Source organism: Billgrantia hypersalina (assembly GCF_052584175.1).
Genome location: NZ_JBMIQI010000012.1, coordinates 182,079 through 198,205, shown reverse-complemented (window position 1 = coordinate 198,205; position 16,127 = coordinate 182,079). Strand labels below are relative to the sequence as shown.

Genomic DNA, 16,127 nt, shown 5'->3' with positions numbered 1-16,127 from the left:
GTCTTCACTTGGCCGCCACCAGCCGCGCCACGGCACGCTCCAGCCGCGCCATGCCTTCGGCAATGTCGGCCTCGGGAATCACCAGGGAGGGGGCCATGCGCAGCACGTTGGGACCGGCGATCAGCGCCATCAGCCCCTCCTCGATGGCCAGCGGCAGGATGTCCTTGGCCCGGCCTTCGAACTCGGGGGCCATTTCGGCGCCGATCAACAGGCCCCTGCCACGGATCTCCTTGAACACCCCATGCTGGCGATTGATCGTCTCGAGATGCTCACGGAACAGATCATGGCGCTGCTTGACGCCGCCCAGCACCTCCGGCGTGTCGATATACTCCACTGCCGCCAGGGCCACGGCCGAGGCCAGGGCGTTGCCGCCGTAGGTGGACCCATGGGTGCCGATGGCCAGCGCCGGGGCGACGCGGTCGGTGGTGAGCATGGCCCCGATGGGGAAGCCGCCGCCTAGCGCCTTGGCACTGGTGAGAATGTCCGGCTCGATGCCGTAGTCCATGTAGGCGTAGAGCGAGCCGGTACGGCCCACGCCGGTCTGCACCTCGTCGAAGATGAGCAGTGCATCATGGGCGTCGCACAGGTCACGCAGCCCCTGCAGGAACGCCTGGGTAGCCGGCACGATGCCGCCCTCGCCCTGCATCGGCTCGACCATCACCGCGCAGGTGTCGTCGTCGATCAGCTCGCGCACGCTGTCGAGGTGGTTGAACTCGCCATGCACGATGCCGCCGGGCACCGGGCCGAAGCCCTGGGAGTACTTGGGCTGGCCGCCGACGCTGACGGTGAAGAAGGTACGACCATGGAACGACTGGGAGAACGACACGATGCGATGCTTGTGCTCGCCGAAGTTGTCATGGGCCCAGCGACGTGCCAGCTTCAGCGCCGCCTCGTTGGCCTCACCACCGGAGGAGCATAGATAGACTTTATCGGCGAAGGTCCGCTCGACCAGCGTCTTGGCCAACTTCAACGCCGGCTCGTTGGTGTAGACATTGGAGAGATGCCACAGCTTGCCCGCCTGCTCGGTGAGTGCCTCGACCAGCACCGGATGGCAGTGTCCCAGGGAGTTCACGGCGATACCGCCGGCGAAGTCGATGTATTCGCGCCCCTCCTGATCCCACAGACGACTGCCTTCGCCGCGCACCGGAATGACCTTCTGGGGAGAGTAGTTCGGCACCATGTACTGGTCGAAGTCGGCACGGTTCGGGGTATGGCTCATCTCGTTCTCCATTCCTGCAGGGTGAAAGCACGCAACGATGTCACCCGAGTATAAGGAGCCTCGCCGCTGACGGCTTTCAGCTATGGGACCCTGATTTGTATAAAAGGGCTGGGGAAAGGCGCCGCCCTGCCCTGGAACGGCTAGAGGCGTTCTTCGCGTGGGGTGGCGCCGAAGTGGTTACGGTAGGCGGTGGAAAAGTGTGCCGGCGAGGAGAAGCCGGTCTTCATGGCGATCTCGCCGGCGGGCAGATCGCTTTCACGTAAGAGGCGCCGCGCCTCCTTCAGGCGCAGGTCGAGATAGTAGCGGCCAGGCACCGCCTGCAGGTATTTCTTGAACAGCCGCTCGAGTTGACGACGCGATATGCCCAGGTGTTCAGCCAGTTCATGGGTGGTGAGCGGCTCCTCGATGTTGGCCTCCATCAGCGTCACGGCATCCACCAGCGGCGCCGGGGCATGCCCCAACCGGGCGCGCAGCGGCACCTGCTGCGGTTCGTCGGCCATGCGCACCCGCTCCAGCACGAAATGCTCGGACACACGCTCGGCCAGTTCGCTGCCGTGGTGAGATGCGAGCAGGGTCAACATCATGTCCATCGCCGCCGTGCCGCCGCCGCAGGTCAAGCGGTCGCGGTCGATCTCGAACAGCTGCTGGGTCAGGCGCACGCGGGGGAAATCGCGAGTGAAGGCAGCAAAGCGTTGCCAGGGCAGCGTGGCGCGGTAGCCATCCAGCACACCGGCGCGAGCCAGCAGCTCGGTGCCGCCGCCGACACCCACCAGTACCACGCCGCTGCGGCCCAGCAGGCGAAGCTGGCCCGGCAGGGCGCTCTCGCGCATGGCCGGCAGCGGGCTGGGCGCACAGACGATCAGCATGTCCAGTTCGGCCGAGGCCAGCGAGAAAGGCGGACAGGCCGCCTGGCTGATATCCGCCAGGCTGGCCACCTCGCCTCCCTCGGGCGTGAACGCCTGGAGCCGATAGAGCCGCTGCCCCGCCAGTTGATTGGCCACCGTCAGCGGCTCGAGCGCGCAGGCCTGGGCCAGTAACGAGAAGCCGGGCAGCGTCAGAACGCCGACCCAGCGGGGATTGGCCAAGCGGGAGGTGACGGTGGAGTCGGGCATTGCACAGCGCCATGTACCGGAGCGAAGCAGAAATGGTACTCGATCAGCAGCGTCGGCAATACCAGGGTACGACTCGCCCCAGCGAAAGGCTGGAGCGAGCCAATAGCGGGTCAGCCCGCCACGATCCGCGGGAGCAGTACGAAGAGGAGGAAACCTGCCGCCAGGACCGCCACCCCCAGCACCAGCCAGTGCGAGCCCTTGGGGGAACGCTTGGCTTCCGGCTGTTCGGCATCGGGCTCGGGGTGCGAGAAGTCCTCGGGCAGTTTCTCATCCTTGAGGTGCTGCTTCTTTTCCTCTGGCGTCTTGCTCTCCCTGGTATCCATGGGACATCTCCTTGGACGCTGGATTTACCCGCCGAGGAGGTCGTTCACCGAATGGCGGGCTTACAAGTTCACGACATCGAAGTCTATGTCCGGGTTCACGTCGGCTTCATAGTCGACGTCGTCACGCTCGAACCCGAACAGCTTGAGGAAGTCGTGCTTGTAACCAGCATAGTCGGTGATCTGGTAGAGGTTTTCGGTGGTCACCTTGGGCCACAAGTCCTTGCACGCCTGCTGCACGTCGTCGCGTAGCTCCCAATCGTCCAGGCGCAAACGGCCGGCCTCGTCGGTCACGAACTCCCCACCGTAGAGCCGCTCGCCGAACAGGCGATTGAGCTGCTCGATGGTGCCCTCGTGCAGCCCCTTCACCTTCATCACCTTGTAGACCATGGCGATGTAGAGCGGCATGACCGGAATAGCGGCACTGGCCTGGGTCACTACCGACTTGAGCACCGCCACGTTGGCGCCACCGCCGTTGGTCTTGAGTCGCTTGTCGATTTCGCTGGCGGCGCGGTCGAGATCCTCCTTGGCCTTGCCCAGGGCGCCGTGCCAGTAGATCGGCCAGGTGATCTCGGTGCCGATGTAGCTGAACGCCACGCTACGGGCGCCGGGCGCGAGGACGCCGGCCTTGTCCAGGGCGTCGATCCACAGCTCCCAGTCCTCGCCGCCCATCACCGCCTTGGTGTCCTCGATCTCCTGTTCGGTGGCAGGTTCGACCTCGGCCTCGATGATGGTGTCCTTGTTGGTGTCGATGGCGGTGGCGCGATAGGTCTCGCCGATCGGCTTGAGGCTCGAGCGCTTGACCTCGCCGCTGTCAGGCAACCTGCGCACCGGCGAGGCCAGCGAGTAGACCACCAGGTCGACCTGGCCCATGTCCTGCTTGATCAGCTCGATGGCCTTCTCACGCGCCTCGTGGGAGAAGGCGTCGCCGTTGATCGATTTGCTGTAAAGCCCTTCGGCCTTGGCGAACTTGTCGAAGGCGGCGGCGTTGTACCAGCCCGCGGTGCCGGGTTTCTTCTCGCTGCCGGGTTTTTCGAAGAACACACCCAGGGTATCGGCGCCGTAGCCGAACGCCGCGGTGATGCGTGCCGCCAGGCCATAACCGCTGGAAGCGCCGACCACCAGCACCTTCTTCGGTCCGCTGGCCTTGTCGAACTGGCGGGCACGAGTCGCCTCGATCTGCTCGAGCACGTTCTTCTCGCAGCCGACCGGGTGGGTAGTGGTACAGATGAAACCGCGAACCTTGGGTTTGATGATCACGACAGACCTCGTTATTGGTGTTGCAGCGCCGCGCAGGACGCCGAATCGATACGAATGGACAGTGGCGTCATTCTAGCGGCCACGCCTCCGTCTGTCCGCACTTGAGCGAGCGCGGTGTCTGCGGCACGATGCACCTCCGGTTCTGCGCAGGAGAGAACAATGGATGCACAAGCGCTGGTGGATGAACGTGGCGAGCTGTGGCTGGCGCTGGCTCCACTGTGGCTGGACCGCGAGCCCAGCGAGCGCGATTTCGCTCACATGGTGAGGGTGATCCAGCATTACGACCTGACGCTGCACGAGCTGGAGTGGATCTATCGCCTGGAACTGGCCCCGGTATTGTCGCGCAATCAGATGTCGATTGCCGGCAGTTGGCGCGAATTCGACGATTACCAGTTGATGCAGCGGCTGGTGGCGCACAACCTGCGCCTGTCCGGCTGGCGGCGGAAGGGTTGGGCGCTGTTTTCGGGGCTGACCACGATGATGACACGGCATCGCTGGAACGAGCTGATGGCGCGAGTGATGATGGAGCGCGGGGAAGCCTAGAGCTGAAACTTCTCGTCGAGCGCATCTTCCAGCGCACGCTCCAGCTCCAGGCCGCTCTCGCGGGGCGAGAAACGCCGGATGACCCGGCCGTCGCGCGCCACCAGGAACTTGGTGAAGTTCCACTTGACCGTCTTGGTGTGCAGCAGGCCCGGCGCCCGCTGCTTGAGCTCGACAAACAGCGGATGCGCCCCGCCACCGTTGACCCTGACTTTCTCCATGACCGGAAACGTCACGCCGTACCGGCTCGAGCTGAAGGCACAGAAATCCAGTGCCGTTTCGGGCGACTGCCGGGCGAACTGGTTGCAGGGAAAGGCGAGCACGGTGAAGCCACGATCGCGGTAGCGTCGATAGAGTCGCTCGAGTTCGCCGAGCTGGGGCGTGAAACCGCAGCGGCTGGCCACGTTCACGATCAACAGCACCTGCCCCTGCAGGGCTCGTAGATTGAATGGCTCGCCGCGGAAGGTTCGGCATTCGTGTTCGTGGATGGCCATGTCTCGCCCGCTTCGCTGTTATCCCTCACCACGCCACGCTTCACACGTAGCACTTCCCAGCGCAACGAGGCAACCTTTATGGGTTCGGCCCAGTCCAGTCGTTCTTCGCACGCAGCCCCAAGCCTACCGAGAAGCATCGGCGCCGTCACGCCCGTCGCGCGTTGACCCCCTGACAAGGACTGTCCATGCTGCAAGGGAACAAGGCCCAGAGGACAGGCGCCATGCGCGACCCCGCACCCCGAAGCCGCCTCGCCACCCATGAGGTGGTCAACCAGCCCGACACCCCAGGCGATCGCGATTACTTCGCTTCGGACCTGCCGCTGCGCGACACGCTGGCGCGGGAAGCCCCGGCCTGGGTGGCCGAGAGACTGGCGTCGCTGGGCCGCGATGTGGGCAGTGCCCACATGCAGGAGCTCGGCGAGGCCGCCAACCGTTACCCTCCGGAGCTGCGCCTGTTCGACCGCCACGGCCGGCGGCTGGACGAAGTGCGCTACCATCCTGCCTATCATGAATTGATGCGTCTGGCCCTGGAAGGCGGCTGGCACGCAGTGGCCTGGCAGGAGGAGGGTCGCGGCGGGCACCAGGCGCATGTCGCCGCCCTCTACCTGCTGACCCAGGCCGAGCCGGGCTTCTGCTGCCCGGTCACCATGACCCATGCCGCCATACCGGTGCTGCGCCGCAGCCCCGAGGTCGAGGCCGAGTGGGCGCCGGGCGTCCTGGCCCACGCCTACGACCCCCGCCCGCTGCCCGCGCGCGCCAAGCGGGGGCTGACATTCGGCATGGCCATGACCGAGAAACAGGGCGGCAGCGACGTGCGCCGCAACACCACCCGTGCCGAACGCGACGGCGAAGGTTGGCGGCTCACCGGTCACAAGTGGTTCTGCAGCGCACCGATGTCCGATGCCTTCCTCACCCTGGCCCAGACCGACGACGGGCTCTCCTGCTTCCTGGCGCCACGCTTCACACCGGACGGCGAGCGCAACGCCATCGAGCTCCAGCGGCTCAAGGAGAAGTGCGGCAACCGTTCCAACGCCTCGGCCGAGATCGAGTATCGTGGCGCCTGGGCAATGCAGGTCGGCGAGCCCGGCCGCGGCGTGGCCACCATTATCGACATGGTCCAGCAGACCCGGCTCGATGCCGCCACCGCCCCCGTGGGCATGATGCGCCAGGCGCTTGTCGAAGCGTGGCGCCACGTGCGCCAGCGCCAGGCCTTCGGCCGCTCGCTGGCCGAACAGCCGCTGATGCAGGCAGTGATCGTCGACCTGGCGCTGGAAGTGGAAGCCGGCCTGGCCCTGGCCCTGCGCACGGCCCGTGCCTTCGACGGCGATGCTCGCGGCGAAGCCCACGAGACCGCGCTGGCGAGAGTACTGCCCACCCTGGCGAAGTACTGGCACAACAAGCGCGGGCCCGGCTTCATGGCCGAGGCCATGGAGTGTCTCGGCGGTATCGGCTACGTGGAGGAGACGCCGCTGGCACGGCTCTACCGCGAGGCGCCGGTGAACTCGATCTGGGAGGGCTCAGGCAACGTGATGTGCCTCGACCTGCTGCGAGTGCTGGCGCGCCATCCGGAGTCGATCGCCGCCCTTCGCGAGGAGCTCGGCGCCGCCCAGGGCGTGCAACAGGATCTCGATCTGGCCCTGGCCGGCCTCGAGCGCGACCTGGCGCTGTCCGCCGAGACACTCGAGCCGCGGGCCCGCTGGCTCGCCCAGCGCCTGGCCCAGAGCCTGCAGGCGGCGCTGCTGTTGCGTCATGCCCCCCATGAGGTGGCCGAGACCTTCTGCCGCTCGCGCCTCGGCGTGGAGGCCAGCCCCGCCTATGGCGTGCTGCCGGCCGGCACCCCGCTGGCGGCGATCCTGGCGCGAATCGACGACTGATCGCAAGCCAGCAGCGGGATCTCCGACGCCGGCACCGGTCGCGACAGGCCGAAGCCCTGCACGTGAGTACAGCCGAAGCGGGCAAGCGTCGGTAGGCAATCGAGCTCCTCGACCCCTTCGGCTACCACGCGGATGCCCAGGCGACGGCCGAGCAGCGCGATGGCCTCGACGATCGCCGCGTCCTGGCTGTCCTGCTGGAGGTGTCGGATGAAACTGCGGTCGATCTTGAGCTCGCTGATGGGCAGCATCTGCAGCCGCGAGAGCGACGAAAAGCCGACACCGAAGTCATCCACCGCCACCTCCATGCCGCTCAGGTGCAGCCGTGCGGCGATCTCGGAGCCCAGCAGTTCGTCGTCCATGGCGGCCGTCTCGGTGATCTCCAATACCACCAGGGGGGAGTCCTCCGGGGTCAGTTGGCGCGTCAGCGCCGGCAGTTGCGATTCCATGAGGTCGTCGGCCGTCACGTTGACCGAAAGCGACAGCAGCACACCCTGCTCGCGCCAGCGCTGGGCATCGGCTAGCGCCTGCTCGAGGACATGGGAGGTCAGGCGACGGCTCTGGGCGGACGTGAGCATGGGCAGGAAGCTGGCCGGACCGATCAGGCCGATCTCGGGATGCGCCCAGCGAACCAGCGCCTCGACGCCGCTCAGGCGCCCGCTGGCCAGCTCGAACTGCGGTTGGTAGTGAACGGTGAGCTCCCGGCGCTGGAGCGCCGACTCCAGCTCCTCGGCGGCGAAGAAGGGACTGTCCTCGGGCACCATGGCCGGCTTGCGCCCCGGGCTCAGTCGATCCAGGCACTGCCTGAGTTCGGCCAGCCGCATCGGCTTGTCCAGCGAGCCAAGCATCTGCAGTCCAAGGGTCCGGCCGACCCGCTCGGCAATGCGCGAAATCTTGCGTTCCACACCGCCCAGCAGCAACACCCAGCCGTCGTAACGCTGCTCGGCAAGCAGCCGCAGCAGCGCTATGCCGTCCGGGTCGCCAAACTCGAGACCCATGATCACCAGCTGCGGCGCGCATTCGTCGAGTTCGGCCAGCAGGGCGTCGGCCCGCCGATAGCAGCGACTCTCCAACCCCAGGACATGCAATTGAAGGGACAGCACCGCGACGACATCGGGATCCTCGTCGAGCACCATGGCCAGGGCCCGTTCTTCGTCTACGTCCGCTAAAAGGTTCATCAGGGGATCCCGCTCTCGAATTATCCTGAGGCTACCATCATCCCTGATGACAAGCTGGTGGGTTAATCAACGTTCAGCCGATGGGACCGGCCACGACCCGCAGGGCAAGCGCCAGCAACATCACGCCGGTAATACGGTGAATCCAGTGAGCCCGCGCCTGCAGCCAGGGCAGGATTCGTGAATGCGTCAACGACACGGCCACCAGCACGTACCAGGCGCCATCGATGATCATTGCCGTCGACACGATGATCGCCTTGGCGACAAGCGACATTTCCGGCGTCACGAACTGGCTGAGCAGCGCAACGAAGAAGAGGATCAGCTTGGGATTGCCCAACGCCACCAGCATGCCCTCGCGGGCCGCCTGGCGACGGGTGGTCGCCACGCCGGCTGCTTGCAGCGCCGCCGCCCTGCCGGCACGCAGCGCCTTGATGCCGAGCCAGGCCAGGTAGGCTGCCCCCGCCCAGGTGATCAACTGGAAGAAGGTGGGAAAGCGCACGATCAGTGCCCCGAGCCCCAGCACCGTGAGCAGGGCGTAGAAGCCAACGCCAAGGGCATGGGAAAGCGCCGCCACGACCCCGGGCGCCCGTCCGCCACCCAGCGTATGACGCAATACCAAGGCCAAACTAGGCCCCGGCGACATCGCGCCCATGGCGCAAACAGCTACGAGCGACAACCACAGCGTGAGCGGCATTCGCTGCTCCTTCCGACCATGCAACGAAAAAGCCCTTCGCCCTCGGCAGGGAGAAGGACTGTACACACGCCATCATAAGCTCAAGCCCGGGGAAAGTCAGTCCGCTAAATTAGAAACCTAGCTTCGCGGCCGGCGCCCCGACGTGGCCAGAACCGCGATGCCGACCGCCACCAGCGCCACGCCAACGAACGCTGCCGGGTTCAGCGCCTGCCAACCATATACCGCCAACCCAAGACCAAGCACCACCAGCGCCCAGGCGAACCATTTCACACCCATTGCGACCATCCTCGGCTTTACGTATCGGGTCAGCATGCAGTGGATGCCTGGGGACATCAAGGAGGGCGAGCCTCTCAGCCTGCTGTGGCAAACGACGCTACGCTGCGACTGGCTTGTTACGGGACCCACTGGCGTGCACGGAACGGGGCGACGCGTCGTGTGTCAAAGCGGCAGGCAATGTATCAAGAGGCCAGGCATGAAGACACATGACATTCACCGTGACGACAGCGGGCCAGTCGGCCTCGAAGGGACCCTTGAGGTAAATGCCGAGCATTTTTCCGAGGAAGGCTTCTGGGACAAGATCGCCCATAGCGCTCGCCGGGCAGGCAAGAATACGCTCATGCCGGCGCTGAAAATGTACTACTCCGCGCAGGACCCCAACACGCCACTCTGGGCCAAGACCACCATCTACGGTGCGCTGGGCTACTTCATCTCGCCCATCGATGCCATCCCCGACCTCACGCCGTTTCTGGGCTACACCGACGATATGGGTATCCTCGCCGGCGCACTCGCCATCGTCGCCGCCCGTATCAATGACAAGCACAGGGAACAGGCCAGGGCCACCATGGCAAGGTGGTTCGGCTAGGCATCGGGCTCCTGCAGGGAGACCCAGCCCAAGAGATGTTGGGTGGAGCAGCTATGTCCTGCCAGCCGTCGCGTACAGCTCCTGTCATCTCCCCATGTATTTAGTTTATTTGGCCATTCTGTGAGCCAGGCCCGATCCAGCCCGTAAGCCAGGCTCGCCGATCAACTCTATTTGCTTAAGTTGTAACAGAAACGTAAACCAACCCCCTCCTTCTCCAACCCTGGAACAAGCAGGCCTGCCGTGACCACACCACAAGTACAACAACAGGACAATAGGAAATCATTAGTTTTTTAACTTTAAATTTTTACCCCTCCTTTTTCTTTCCTTCATGGCTCACGACTCGCCTTTATAAGTAAAAAAACCGCCTACTCATTCAGCTAACGTCAGGTTGGCTCGTCGCATTCGCCTCCCTATCATATCCGCAGATTTATCGGTTCGTTACGCCAGGAAATAAACGACTACTAATATAAATAATTCGAGCCTGGTAGACCTTGTAACGACTGACTCTTGAAAAACGTGGCGAGGGGGTCGGGGCCATGAAGGTAAGGACGGGAACGCTGCTGTGTGCGGCTTCGCTGTTGTTGATGAATACGGCCTCAGCGCAGGGCAGCCTCGACTCCCAGCGAGAAGCCTGGGTTGTCACCGCCCGCCAAGGGCAGCCCAATGAAGCGATTATTGGCCTTTCGCAGCTCTACGAACAGACAGGTGACCGGTCTGTACTAGATGACCTTATTGCGCTGATGGTAAGTGACGAACGCTACCAGCAGGCCCTGGAGACCTGCACCTCTTGCAGTGTCGACGACTATTCCTCTGTCAGCCTGGAAGCGCTGGGCCGTGCAGCGCGCTTGGCCGGTGACCACCGGCGCGCGCAAGAATTCTACCAGGCCCTGACTTTCCGCGACCCCAACAACCCGCAAGGATGGCTTGGTCTGGCCCTTACCCATACCGAGCAAGGCTTTTATGAATCGGCTAGCTGGGCCTTGACCCGTTACGAAGAGTATTTTGGACAGACGTCTGCGTGGCTAGAGGCGCATGCCTATCTGGCGGCAAGCAGTGACAACCCCATCGCGGAACTCCAGGCGCGACAGCTACTCGTCGAACAACAGCCGCAGAACGAAGCGGAAATCAAGGCGCTCTATCGACTGGCTGTTAGTTTGGGAGCCGGCAGCGCCGCCGAGCGCGTGATGCAGCAACATCCCCATCTCTTTACCGAGTCGGATCGCCTATGGCTTCGTTATTACGATGGCGTTAACAAAATCCGCTTGGCTGACAGTACAAACGACCTGACTCGCACTGAGGCGGGCTTGGCAGATCTGGACGTGGTTATCGCTGAACAGCGCGCCGACCCTGGCCTGGTACAACGCGCGCTGTACGATAAAGTCGTGGCCTTGGCGACGCTGCGCCGCTTCGAAGAAGCCGAGGCCCTTGCCGCCAAGGTGGAAGCCCGCTACGGGCCGCTGCCCAACTATGTGCGCGAGTCGCGTGCCGATGCCCTCAGCGGCCTGGGCCGGCCAAGCGAGGCTCGCGCTATCTATACAGCGCTGATCGCTTCCAACCCCGACCTCGCGCGCGACCTCGAACGCCCCCGCAACGAATCGCTCATTTACGCCTATGCCGATGCTCGTCAGTACGATGAGGCCGAACAGGTGCTGAACCGGTGGAAACAAGAAGAGCCGGCTTCACGCTGGGATTTCACCCGAACTCAGCGCATCAACAACCCTAATTACGAACGAGTTCATCATCTGGACGTGATGCTCGCTGCCTGGCGCGGCGACGAAGACATCGCCTCAAGGCGCCTTGACACCTTGATCGAACAGGCCCCGGCCAACCCCTCGCTCTGGCGTATCGAGGGGGACCTGAACCGTTGGCGCGGCTGGCCTCGCCAAGCAGAGGAGAGTTATCAAAAAGCTGTCCAGCTTTCGCCCCCCGATAGCCGCCATGTGCCCACCTACGGCATTCTCGTGTCACGTCTCGACCGTGGTGACTGGCGCGGCCATGTCGAAACCATCGAACAACACATCGCGCATGCCCCCCCAAGCGTCTCCCTGGACGGCCTGGCCCGGGAGCTACGCGAGCAACGGGCCGGGCGTCTCAGCATCGCGGGCACACGTGGCGACAGTACCGGCAGCGGGATACAGAGCTCACGCGACTGGCGTCACGAAACCTTGTTGGAAGCACCTCGCAACAATGCCGGCTCGCGCTTCTTCGCCCAACGCATCGGCATGTACGGGGAGTATGAAGATGATTCGTTGTATGCCGCTTATACCGCTGCCGGCTATGAATTCAACCTCTACCCAGCCACCCTGAAGCTCGCCGTTGGTGAAGGCGCTCAGCTCAATGAAGAACTGCTGCTCTGGGGTGAAGTCAACTACGCCTTCTCAGATTACTGGTCGACTGTCTTTCGTGCTGAATTCAACAGCAGCGAGACGCCGCTGCGGGCGCTGCGCGATGGTTTCAACGCCGATCTTTATCGCCTCGAAGGTCGTTTCCGCCGCGATGAGTCCGGCATGGGCGGTGTTGGGCTGACACTCATGGATCTGGAAGATGGCAACCTGCGCCGTGCCCTCTCGGGTTATTGGAATGAACAGCTCTACCACCACGATGAGTGGATTGTCACGGCCGTGATTGTCGCCGGAGCATCGCAGAATGACGAAGTCGAGGCCAGCTATTTCAACCCACGACGAGATGGAAGCATAAGTGGCGAGCTGCAGCTCAGCCATACGCTGCCGCTGGGCTACCGTAAATCCTTTGTTCAATCTCTGACCCTGGGCAGCGGCAGTTATTGGCAGGAAGATTACGGCAGCGATGCGACCTGGTCCATCGGTTACCGCCATGGATGGGAACTGGAACCCAACGTCATCTTCCATTACGGCGTCAGCCGCCAGAAATCCGTTTACGACGGTATTCCCGAGTACGGCAACTTTCTCACTGCCGGTTTTGAATGGAGGTTCCTGTGAGCAAATGGATTGCCGCGCTGCTGGCCCTGTCCTTGATTATGCCTGCACTGGCATCCACCGATACCGGCTCTGAAGCAGGAAAGTTCAGTGTCATCAGTTATCACGACGTGGTCGATCTCGAGCAGTCCCCGGACACCAAGGTCTTTCCGCAAACGATCACACGCCAGTTACTGGTCGAGCATTTCAACCTGTTTGCCGAGCTTGGCTTCCACCCGGTGAGCTACCAGCAGATCATCGATGCGCGCGAGGGCAGACAGCCCCTGCCTGAAAAGGCCGTTCTGCTGACCTTCGATGATGGCTATCGCAGCTTCTACGACATCGTCTATCCGCTGCTCAAGCTCTATGACTATCCCGCCATTGCTGCCGTGGTGGGTAGCTGGCTCGACGTTCCGGCAGGCGAGCTCGTAACGTACGGCGAGACGACGCTGCCGCGCGAGCGCTTCATGTCCTGGTCCCAGCTACGTGAATTGCAGCAATCCTCCCTGGTCGAAATCGCCTCGCATACCTATGACCTGCACAAGGGCCTTATCGGTAACCCATTCGGCAATCTACAGCCAGCCGCAACGACAAGTGCCTGGTCACCTTCCGGCTATGAAAGCGAAAGTGAGTACGTCGCGCGCATACGCAACGACATGCAGATGACACGCCAGCGGTTTGAAGAGGAACTTGGCAAGGGACCACGCATCATGGTCTGGCCATACGGCGCCTATAGCAATGTAGCTCTTAGCCTGGCTCGCGAAGCGGGAATGTCGCACACCTTCAGCCTGCTTGGTCATGTCAACAATGTGAACGATGACCCAAAGGAAATGGGGCGTTTCCTGATCGACCAGGAAACCTCTCTGGAAACGCTCGAGGAGATCCTCACCGACCGTATCTGGGAACGCAACGTCGAGCGCATCGTGCATGTCGATCTCGATTATGTCCACGACGATGACGAGGCCCAGCAGGCGCTTAATCTTGACGTTCTTCTCGATCGGGTGAAAAAGCAGGGCGTGAGTACGGTGTACCTTCAGGCCTACGCTGATGACGATGGCGACGGTGTGGCAGAAGCCCTCTATTTTCCCAATCGTCACATGCCTATGAAGGCCGACCTCTTCAATCGTGTCGCCTGGCAGCTCAAGAAGCGGGCAGGGGTCAACGTGTATGCCTGGATGCCGATCATGGCGTTTGATCTTGGCGAAGGCTACCAGTACGTCGAGGATGGCCGTCATGGCCACCCCAATCCTGATTACTACCGCCGCCTTTCCCCCTACGTCGAGAAAAACCGCGTCATCGTCACCGAGATCTACGAGGATCTTGGCCGTATGGCAAAGTTCGACAGCCTGCTTTTCCATGACGACGGGCTGCTTAATGATTTCGAGGATGCCAGCCCAGACGCATTGCAGTGGTATACGCGCGAATGGAACCTCCCCGACAGCATAGCCATGATTCAACAAAATGAGGAGCGCATGGCACGGTGGACCCGTCTCAAGACCCAGTTCCTTATCGATTTCACCCTCGAGCTGCGTGATGCGGCCGACCTTTACCGACAGTATGATAACGAACGCTTCCTGACGGCACGCAACATGTATGCGGCGGTAGTCCTCGAGCCCGAAAGCGAAGCATGGTTTGCGCAGAATCTCGAGGAGTTCGGCAAAGCCTACGATTATACCTCCATCATGGCCATGCCCTATATGGAAGAAGCCAGTGACGCTGACCTATGGCTCAAGCGACTCGCGAGCGAGGCATTGAGGCGTGTTCCCGCCGAGCGCCTGGTCTTTGAGCTCCAGGCTACCGACTGGCGCGATCAATCGCAGGTCCCCAGCGAAACACTGGCTCACTGGATGCAAGTGATACGCAGCGAGGGAATCGAAAACTATGGCTATTATCCCGATGACTTCATCACTGGCCACCCCGATATCGGCGTGCTTAGACGAAACTTCTCGCTGGCCAACCATTTGGGTGAAGCGCGATGAATGCAATCGAGTACCTCGCGCTGTTTACCATTGGCTATCCCAGTTTGATGGCTACCGTGTGGGTCTGTGGCGGGCTCTATTATTTCTTCCATTGGGAGCGCAAGCAGACCGAGCGTCCTACTTCAGCCAGCGACCCTGACGCACCTCGTGTCACGGTTCTCGTACCCTGCCACAATGAAGGAAACAATATAGACGAGACGATTGGCCATCTTTTTCGACAAAACTACCCCAACCTTGAAATCATCGCCATTAACGATGGCAGCCGTGACGACACCGGAGATCGACTGGATGCACTCGTGCTTCAGCACCCAACACTGAAAGTGCTGCATCAAGTCAATCAAGGAAAAGCCAGTGCAATGAACAATGGCCTGTCACAGGCCAGCGGCGAAATCGTTGTCGGTATCGACGGCGATGCCGTGCTCGACTATGACGCGGTGGGCTGGATGGTGGAACATTTTCTTTCCAGCCCCAAGGTCGGCAGCGTGACCGGCAACCCAAGAGTACGAACTCGCTCCACGGCAATCGGCAAAATTCAGACAGGCGAGTTCTCCTCGATTATCGGCTTGATCAAACGGGCCCAGCGCATCTATGGCATGGTCTTCACCATCTCTGGGGTGATATGTGCCTTTCGCCGCAGCGCCCTAGAGAAGATCGGCGGATGGAGTACGGACATGATCACCGAGGATATCGATATCAGCTGGAAGCTCCAGCTATCCGGGTGGCAAGTTCGCTATGAGCCGCATGCGATGTGCTGGGTATTGATGCCCGAAACCTTGCGCGGCCTGTTTCGCCAGCGCCTGCGCTGGGCTCAAGGCGGCGCCGAGGCTTTTCTGCGCCATTTCAGCAAGGCCATTAGTTGGCGTAACCGCCGCTTCTGGCCCCTGCTTGCAGAATACGTCATCAGCATAATCTGGTGTTACTCCATGCTCACGCTGATCATGCTGGGGCTCTTTGACCTGGCCATCGCCACGCCGAGCTGGGATGCGGCAGCAGCCATTTTGAGCTCGGCAGCGGGGCTGATGATCTTTCTCTGCCTGATACAATTCTGTGTCAGCTTCTTCATAGACAGTCGTTATGACCAGGACATGACCAAGTGCCTGTTCTGGTGCATCTGGTATCCGTACTTCTACTGGATCCTGAACATGCTGACGGCCGTCATTGCATTTCCCAAGGCTGTGATGCGTCGCCGCGGCCAGCTCGCCACCTGGAGTAGTCCCGATAGAGGAGAAGCCTTCCGTGAATAACAAGCTTGGCTCCATGATCATCAGCAACCCGAAGCGGCGGGGGTTGGGGTACCGTTTTCGTGACACCACCATGGTGCTGGCGACCCTTGGCCTATGGTGTCTTTTCGGTGCCCAGTCTTATCTATCGTTAACAAATACCGAATTCCAGGTTACGCAGACTTATATCCTGTCGGTTCTCAAGATAACCGCCCTCGATTTCTTTGCTGTGTTCATGATCTACCACGTCTGGGTGAGCTATGAGCGCTCCCTGTTCCGCATGCGGTTAAAAACAGGATTAGATGGGTAGATTTGGTGCTTGTAGAAAGCAGGCAAAAATCCAAGGCAGGCCCAACGAAAACAACGCAAGCCCACGGGTCGTCGGGATAGGGTCCGAAGTACTGACCTGCGGACAGGCATTTCTTGCACAGGGAAATCCTTCAGCGGT

The 16,127-nt window shown here is 62.0% G+C and carries 15 protein-coding genes; 7 read left to right on the top strand and 8 right to left on the bottom strand.

The window, feature by feature from the left end; translation table 11 throughout:
• Nucleotides 1-4: 4 nt before the first annotated feature.
• The 4 genes from ACOJCM_RS11780 to fabV all read right to left on the bottom strand — a co-directional run bounded on the left by ACOJCM_RS11780 (nt 5) and on the right by fabV (nt 3,911).
• Entirely contained in the window at nt 5-1,219 is a 1,215-nt protein-coding gene (locus tag ACOJCM_RS11780; RefSeq protein ID WP_445212235.1) for an aspartate aminotransferase family protein, read from the bottom strand.
• Nucleotides 1,220-1,359: 140 nt separating this feature from the next.
• Nucleotides 1,360-2,331 carry a GlxA family transcriptional regulator gene (locus ACOJCM_RS11775; RefSeq protein ID WP_445212234.1) on the bottom strand — a complete coding sequence of 324 codons (972 nt, stop codon included), beginning with the start codon at nt 2,329-2,331 and terminating at the stop codon, nt 1,360-1,362.
• A gap of 110 nt (nt 2,332-2,441) precedes the next feature.
• Entirely contained in the window at nt 2,442-2,654 is a 213-nt protein-coding gene (locus ACOJCM_RS11770; protein ID WP_445212233.1) for a hypothetical protein, read from the bottom strand.
• 60 nt (nt 2,655-2,714) lie between these two features.
• Nucleotides 2,715-3,911 (bottom strand): enoyl-ACP reductase FabV, encoded by a 1,197-nt coding sequence (gene fabV, locus ACOJCM_RS11765; protein WP_445212232.1) that lies wholly within the window; start codon nt 3,909-3,911, stop codon nt 2,715-2,717.
• Nucleotides 3,912-4,070: 159 nt separating this feature from the next.
• On the opposite strand from fabV, the gene ACOJCM_RS11760 reads away from it, so the two are divergent.
• Nucleotides 4,071-4,454: a DUF7079 family protein gene (locus tag ACOJCM_RS11760; RefSeq protein ID WP_445212231.1), complete on the top strand. Its 384-nt coding sequence runs from the start codon at nt 4,071-4,073 to the stop codon at nt 4,452-4,454.
• Here ACOJCM_RS11760 and ACOJCM_RS11755 read toward each other — a convergent pair.
• Nucleotides 4,451-4,945, bottom strand: coding sequence for a glutathione peroxidase (locus tag ACOJCM_RS11755; RefSeq protein ID WP_445212230.1), 495 nt, complete (start codon nt 4,943-4,945; stop codon nt 4,451-4,453). The genes ACOJCM_RS11760 and ACOJCM_RS11755 overlap by 4 nt on opposite strands.
• A 221-nt stretch (nt 4,946-5,166) precedes the next feature.
• Between ACOJCM_RS11755 and ACOJCM_RS11750 the strand changes: the two genes are divergently transcribed.
• Nucleotides 5,167-6,819, top strand: a complete 1,653-nt coding sequence (locus ACOJCM_RS11750) for an acyl-CoA dehydrogenase family protein (RefSeq protein WP_445212229.1) — start codon at nt 5,167-5,169, stop codon at nt 6,817-6,819.
• Here ACOJCM_RS11750 and ACOJCM_RS11745 read toward each other — a convergent pair.
• From ACOJCM_RS11745 to ACOJCM_RS11735, 3 genes are all read right to left on the bottom strand, one after another.
• Complete coding sequence (locus ACOJCM_RS11745) at nt 6,759-7,994, bottom strand: EAL domain-containing response regulator (protein WP_445212228.1); 1,236 nt, start codon at nt 7,992-7,994, stop codon at nt 6,759-6,761. The genes ACOJCM_RS11750 and ACOJCM_RS11745 overlap by 61 nt on opposite strands.
• Nucleotides 7,995-8,067: 73 nt before the next feature.
• Nucleotides 8,068-8,685: a LysE family translocator gene (locus ACOJCM_RS11740; RefSeq protein WP_445212227.1), complete on the bottom strand. Its 618-nt coding sequence runs from the start codon at nt 8,683-8,685 to the stop codon at nt 8,068-8,070.
• A 117-nt stretch (nt 8,686-8,802) separates the two neighbouring features.
• Nucleotides 8,803-8,961: a hypothetical protein gene (locus ACOJCM_RS11735; RefSeq protein WP_445212226.1), complete on the bottom strand. Its 159-nt coding sequence runs from the start codon at nt 8,959-8,961 to the stop codon at nt 8,803-8,805.
• A gap of 196 nt (nt 8,962-9,157) precedes the next feature.
• On the opposite strand from ACOJCM_RS11735, the gene ACOJCM_RS11730 reads away from it, so the two are divergent.
• The 5 genes from ACOJCM_RS11730 to ACOJCM_RS11710 all read left to right on the top strand — a co-directional run bounded on the left by ACOJCM_RS11730 (nt 9,158) and on the right by ACOJCM_RS11710 (nt 15,989).
• Nucleotides 9,158-9,547: a YkvA family protein gene (locus ACOJCM_RS11730; protein WP_445212225.1), complete on the top strand. Its 390-nt coding sequence runs from the start codon at nt 9,158-9,160 to the stop codon at nt 9,545-9,547.
• 536 nt (nt 9,548-10,083) lie between these two features.
• Nucleotides 10,084-12,504, top strand: a complete 2,421-nt coding sequence (pgaA, locus tag ACOJCM_RS11725; RefSeq protein WP_445212224.1) for a poly-beta-1,6 N-acetyl-D-glucosamine export porin PgaA — start codon at nt 10,084-10,086, stop codon at nt 12,502-12,504.
• The gene (gene pgaB, locus ACOJCM_RS11720; RefSeq protein ID WP_445212223.1) at nt 12,501-14,459 is read left to right on the top strand and encodes a poly-beta-1,6-N-acetyl-D-glucosamine N-deacetylase PgaB; all 1,959 of its coding nucleotides are present in this window, start codon (nt 12,501-12,503) and stop codon (nt 14,457-14,459) included. The genes pgaA and pgaB overlap by 4 nt, the downstream gene beginning before the upstream one ends.
• Nucleotides 14,456-15,703, top strand: coding sequence for a poly-beta-1,6-N-acetyl-D-glucosamine synthase (gene pgaC, locus ACOJCM_RS11715; RefSeq protein ID WP_445212222.1), 1,248 nt, complete (start codon nt 14,456-14,458; stop codon nt 15,701-15,703). The genes pgaB and pgaC overlap by 4 nt, the downstream gene beginning before the upstream one ends.
• The gene (locus ACOJCM_RS11710; protein WP_445212221.1) at nt 15,696-15,989 is read left to right on the top strand and encodes a hypothetical protein; all 294 of its coding nucleotides are present in this window, start codon (nt 15,696-15,698) and stop codon (nt 15,987-15,989) included. Before pgaC ends, ACOJCM_RS11710 begins: the two co-directional genes overlap by 8 nt.
• Nucleotides 15,990-16,127: the final 138 nt, after the last annotated feature.

Coding starts and splice junctions, on each gene's coding strand:
- ACOJCM_RS11780 (WP_445212235.1), bottom strand. CDS start 1,219: ATGAGCCATACCCCGAACCGTGCCGACTTCGACCAGTACATGGTGCCG.
- ACOJCM_RS11775 (WP_445212234.1), bottom strand. CDS start 2,331: ATGCCCGACTCCACCGTCACCTCCCGCTTGGCCAATCCCCGCTGGGTC.
- ACOJCM_RS11770 (WP_445212233.1), bottom strand. CDS start 2,654: ATGGATACCAGGGAGAGCAAGACGCCAGAGGAAAAGAAGCAGCACCTC.
- ACOJCM_RS11760 (WP_445212231.1), top strand. CDS start 4,071: ATGGATGCACAAGCGCTGGTGGATGAACGTGGCGAGCTGTGGCTGGCG.
- ACOJCM_RS11755 (WP_445212230.1), bottom strand. CDS start 4,945: ATGGCCATCCACGAACACGAATGCCGAACCTTCCGCGGCGAGCCATTC.
- ACOJCM_RS11750 (WP_445212229.1), top strand. CDS start 5,167: ATGCGCGACCCCGCACCCCGAAGCCGCCTCGCCACCCATGAGGTGGTC.
- ACOJCM_RS11745 (WP_445212228.1), bottom strand. CDS start 7,994: ATGAACCTTTTAGCGGACGTAGACGAAGAACGGGCCCTGGCCATGGTG.
- ACOJCM_RS11740 (WP_445212227.1), bottom strand. CDS start 8,685: ATGCCGCTCACGCTGTGGTTGTCGCTCGTAGCTGTTTGCGCCATGGGC.
- ACOJCM_RS11735 (WP_445212226.1), bottom strand. CDS start 8,961: ATGGGTGTGAAATGGTTCGCCTGGGCGCTGGTGGTGCTTGGTCTTGGG.
- ACOJCM_RS11730 (WP_445212225.1), top strand. CDS start 9,158: ATGAAGACACATGACATTCACCGTGACGACAGCGGGCCAGTCGGCCTC.
- pgaA (WP_445212224.1), top strand. CDS start 10,084: ATGAAGGTAAGGACGGGAACGCTGCTGTGTGCGGCTTCGCTGTTGTTG.
- pgaC (WP_445212222.1), top strand. CDS start 14,456: ATGAATGCAATCGAGTACCTCGCGCTGTTTACCATTGGCTATCCCAGT.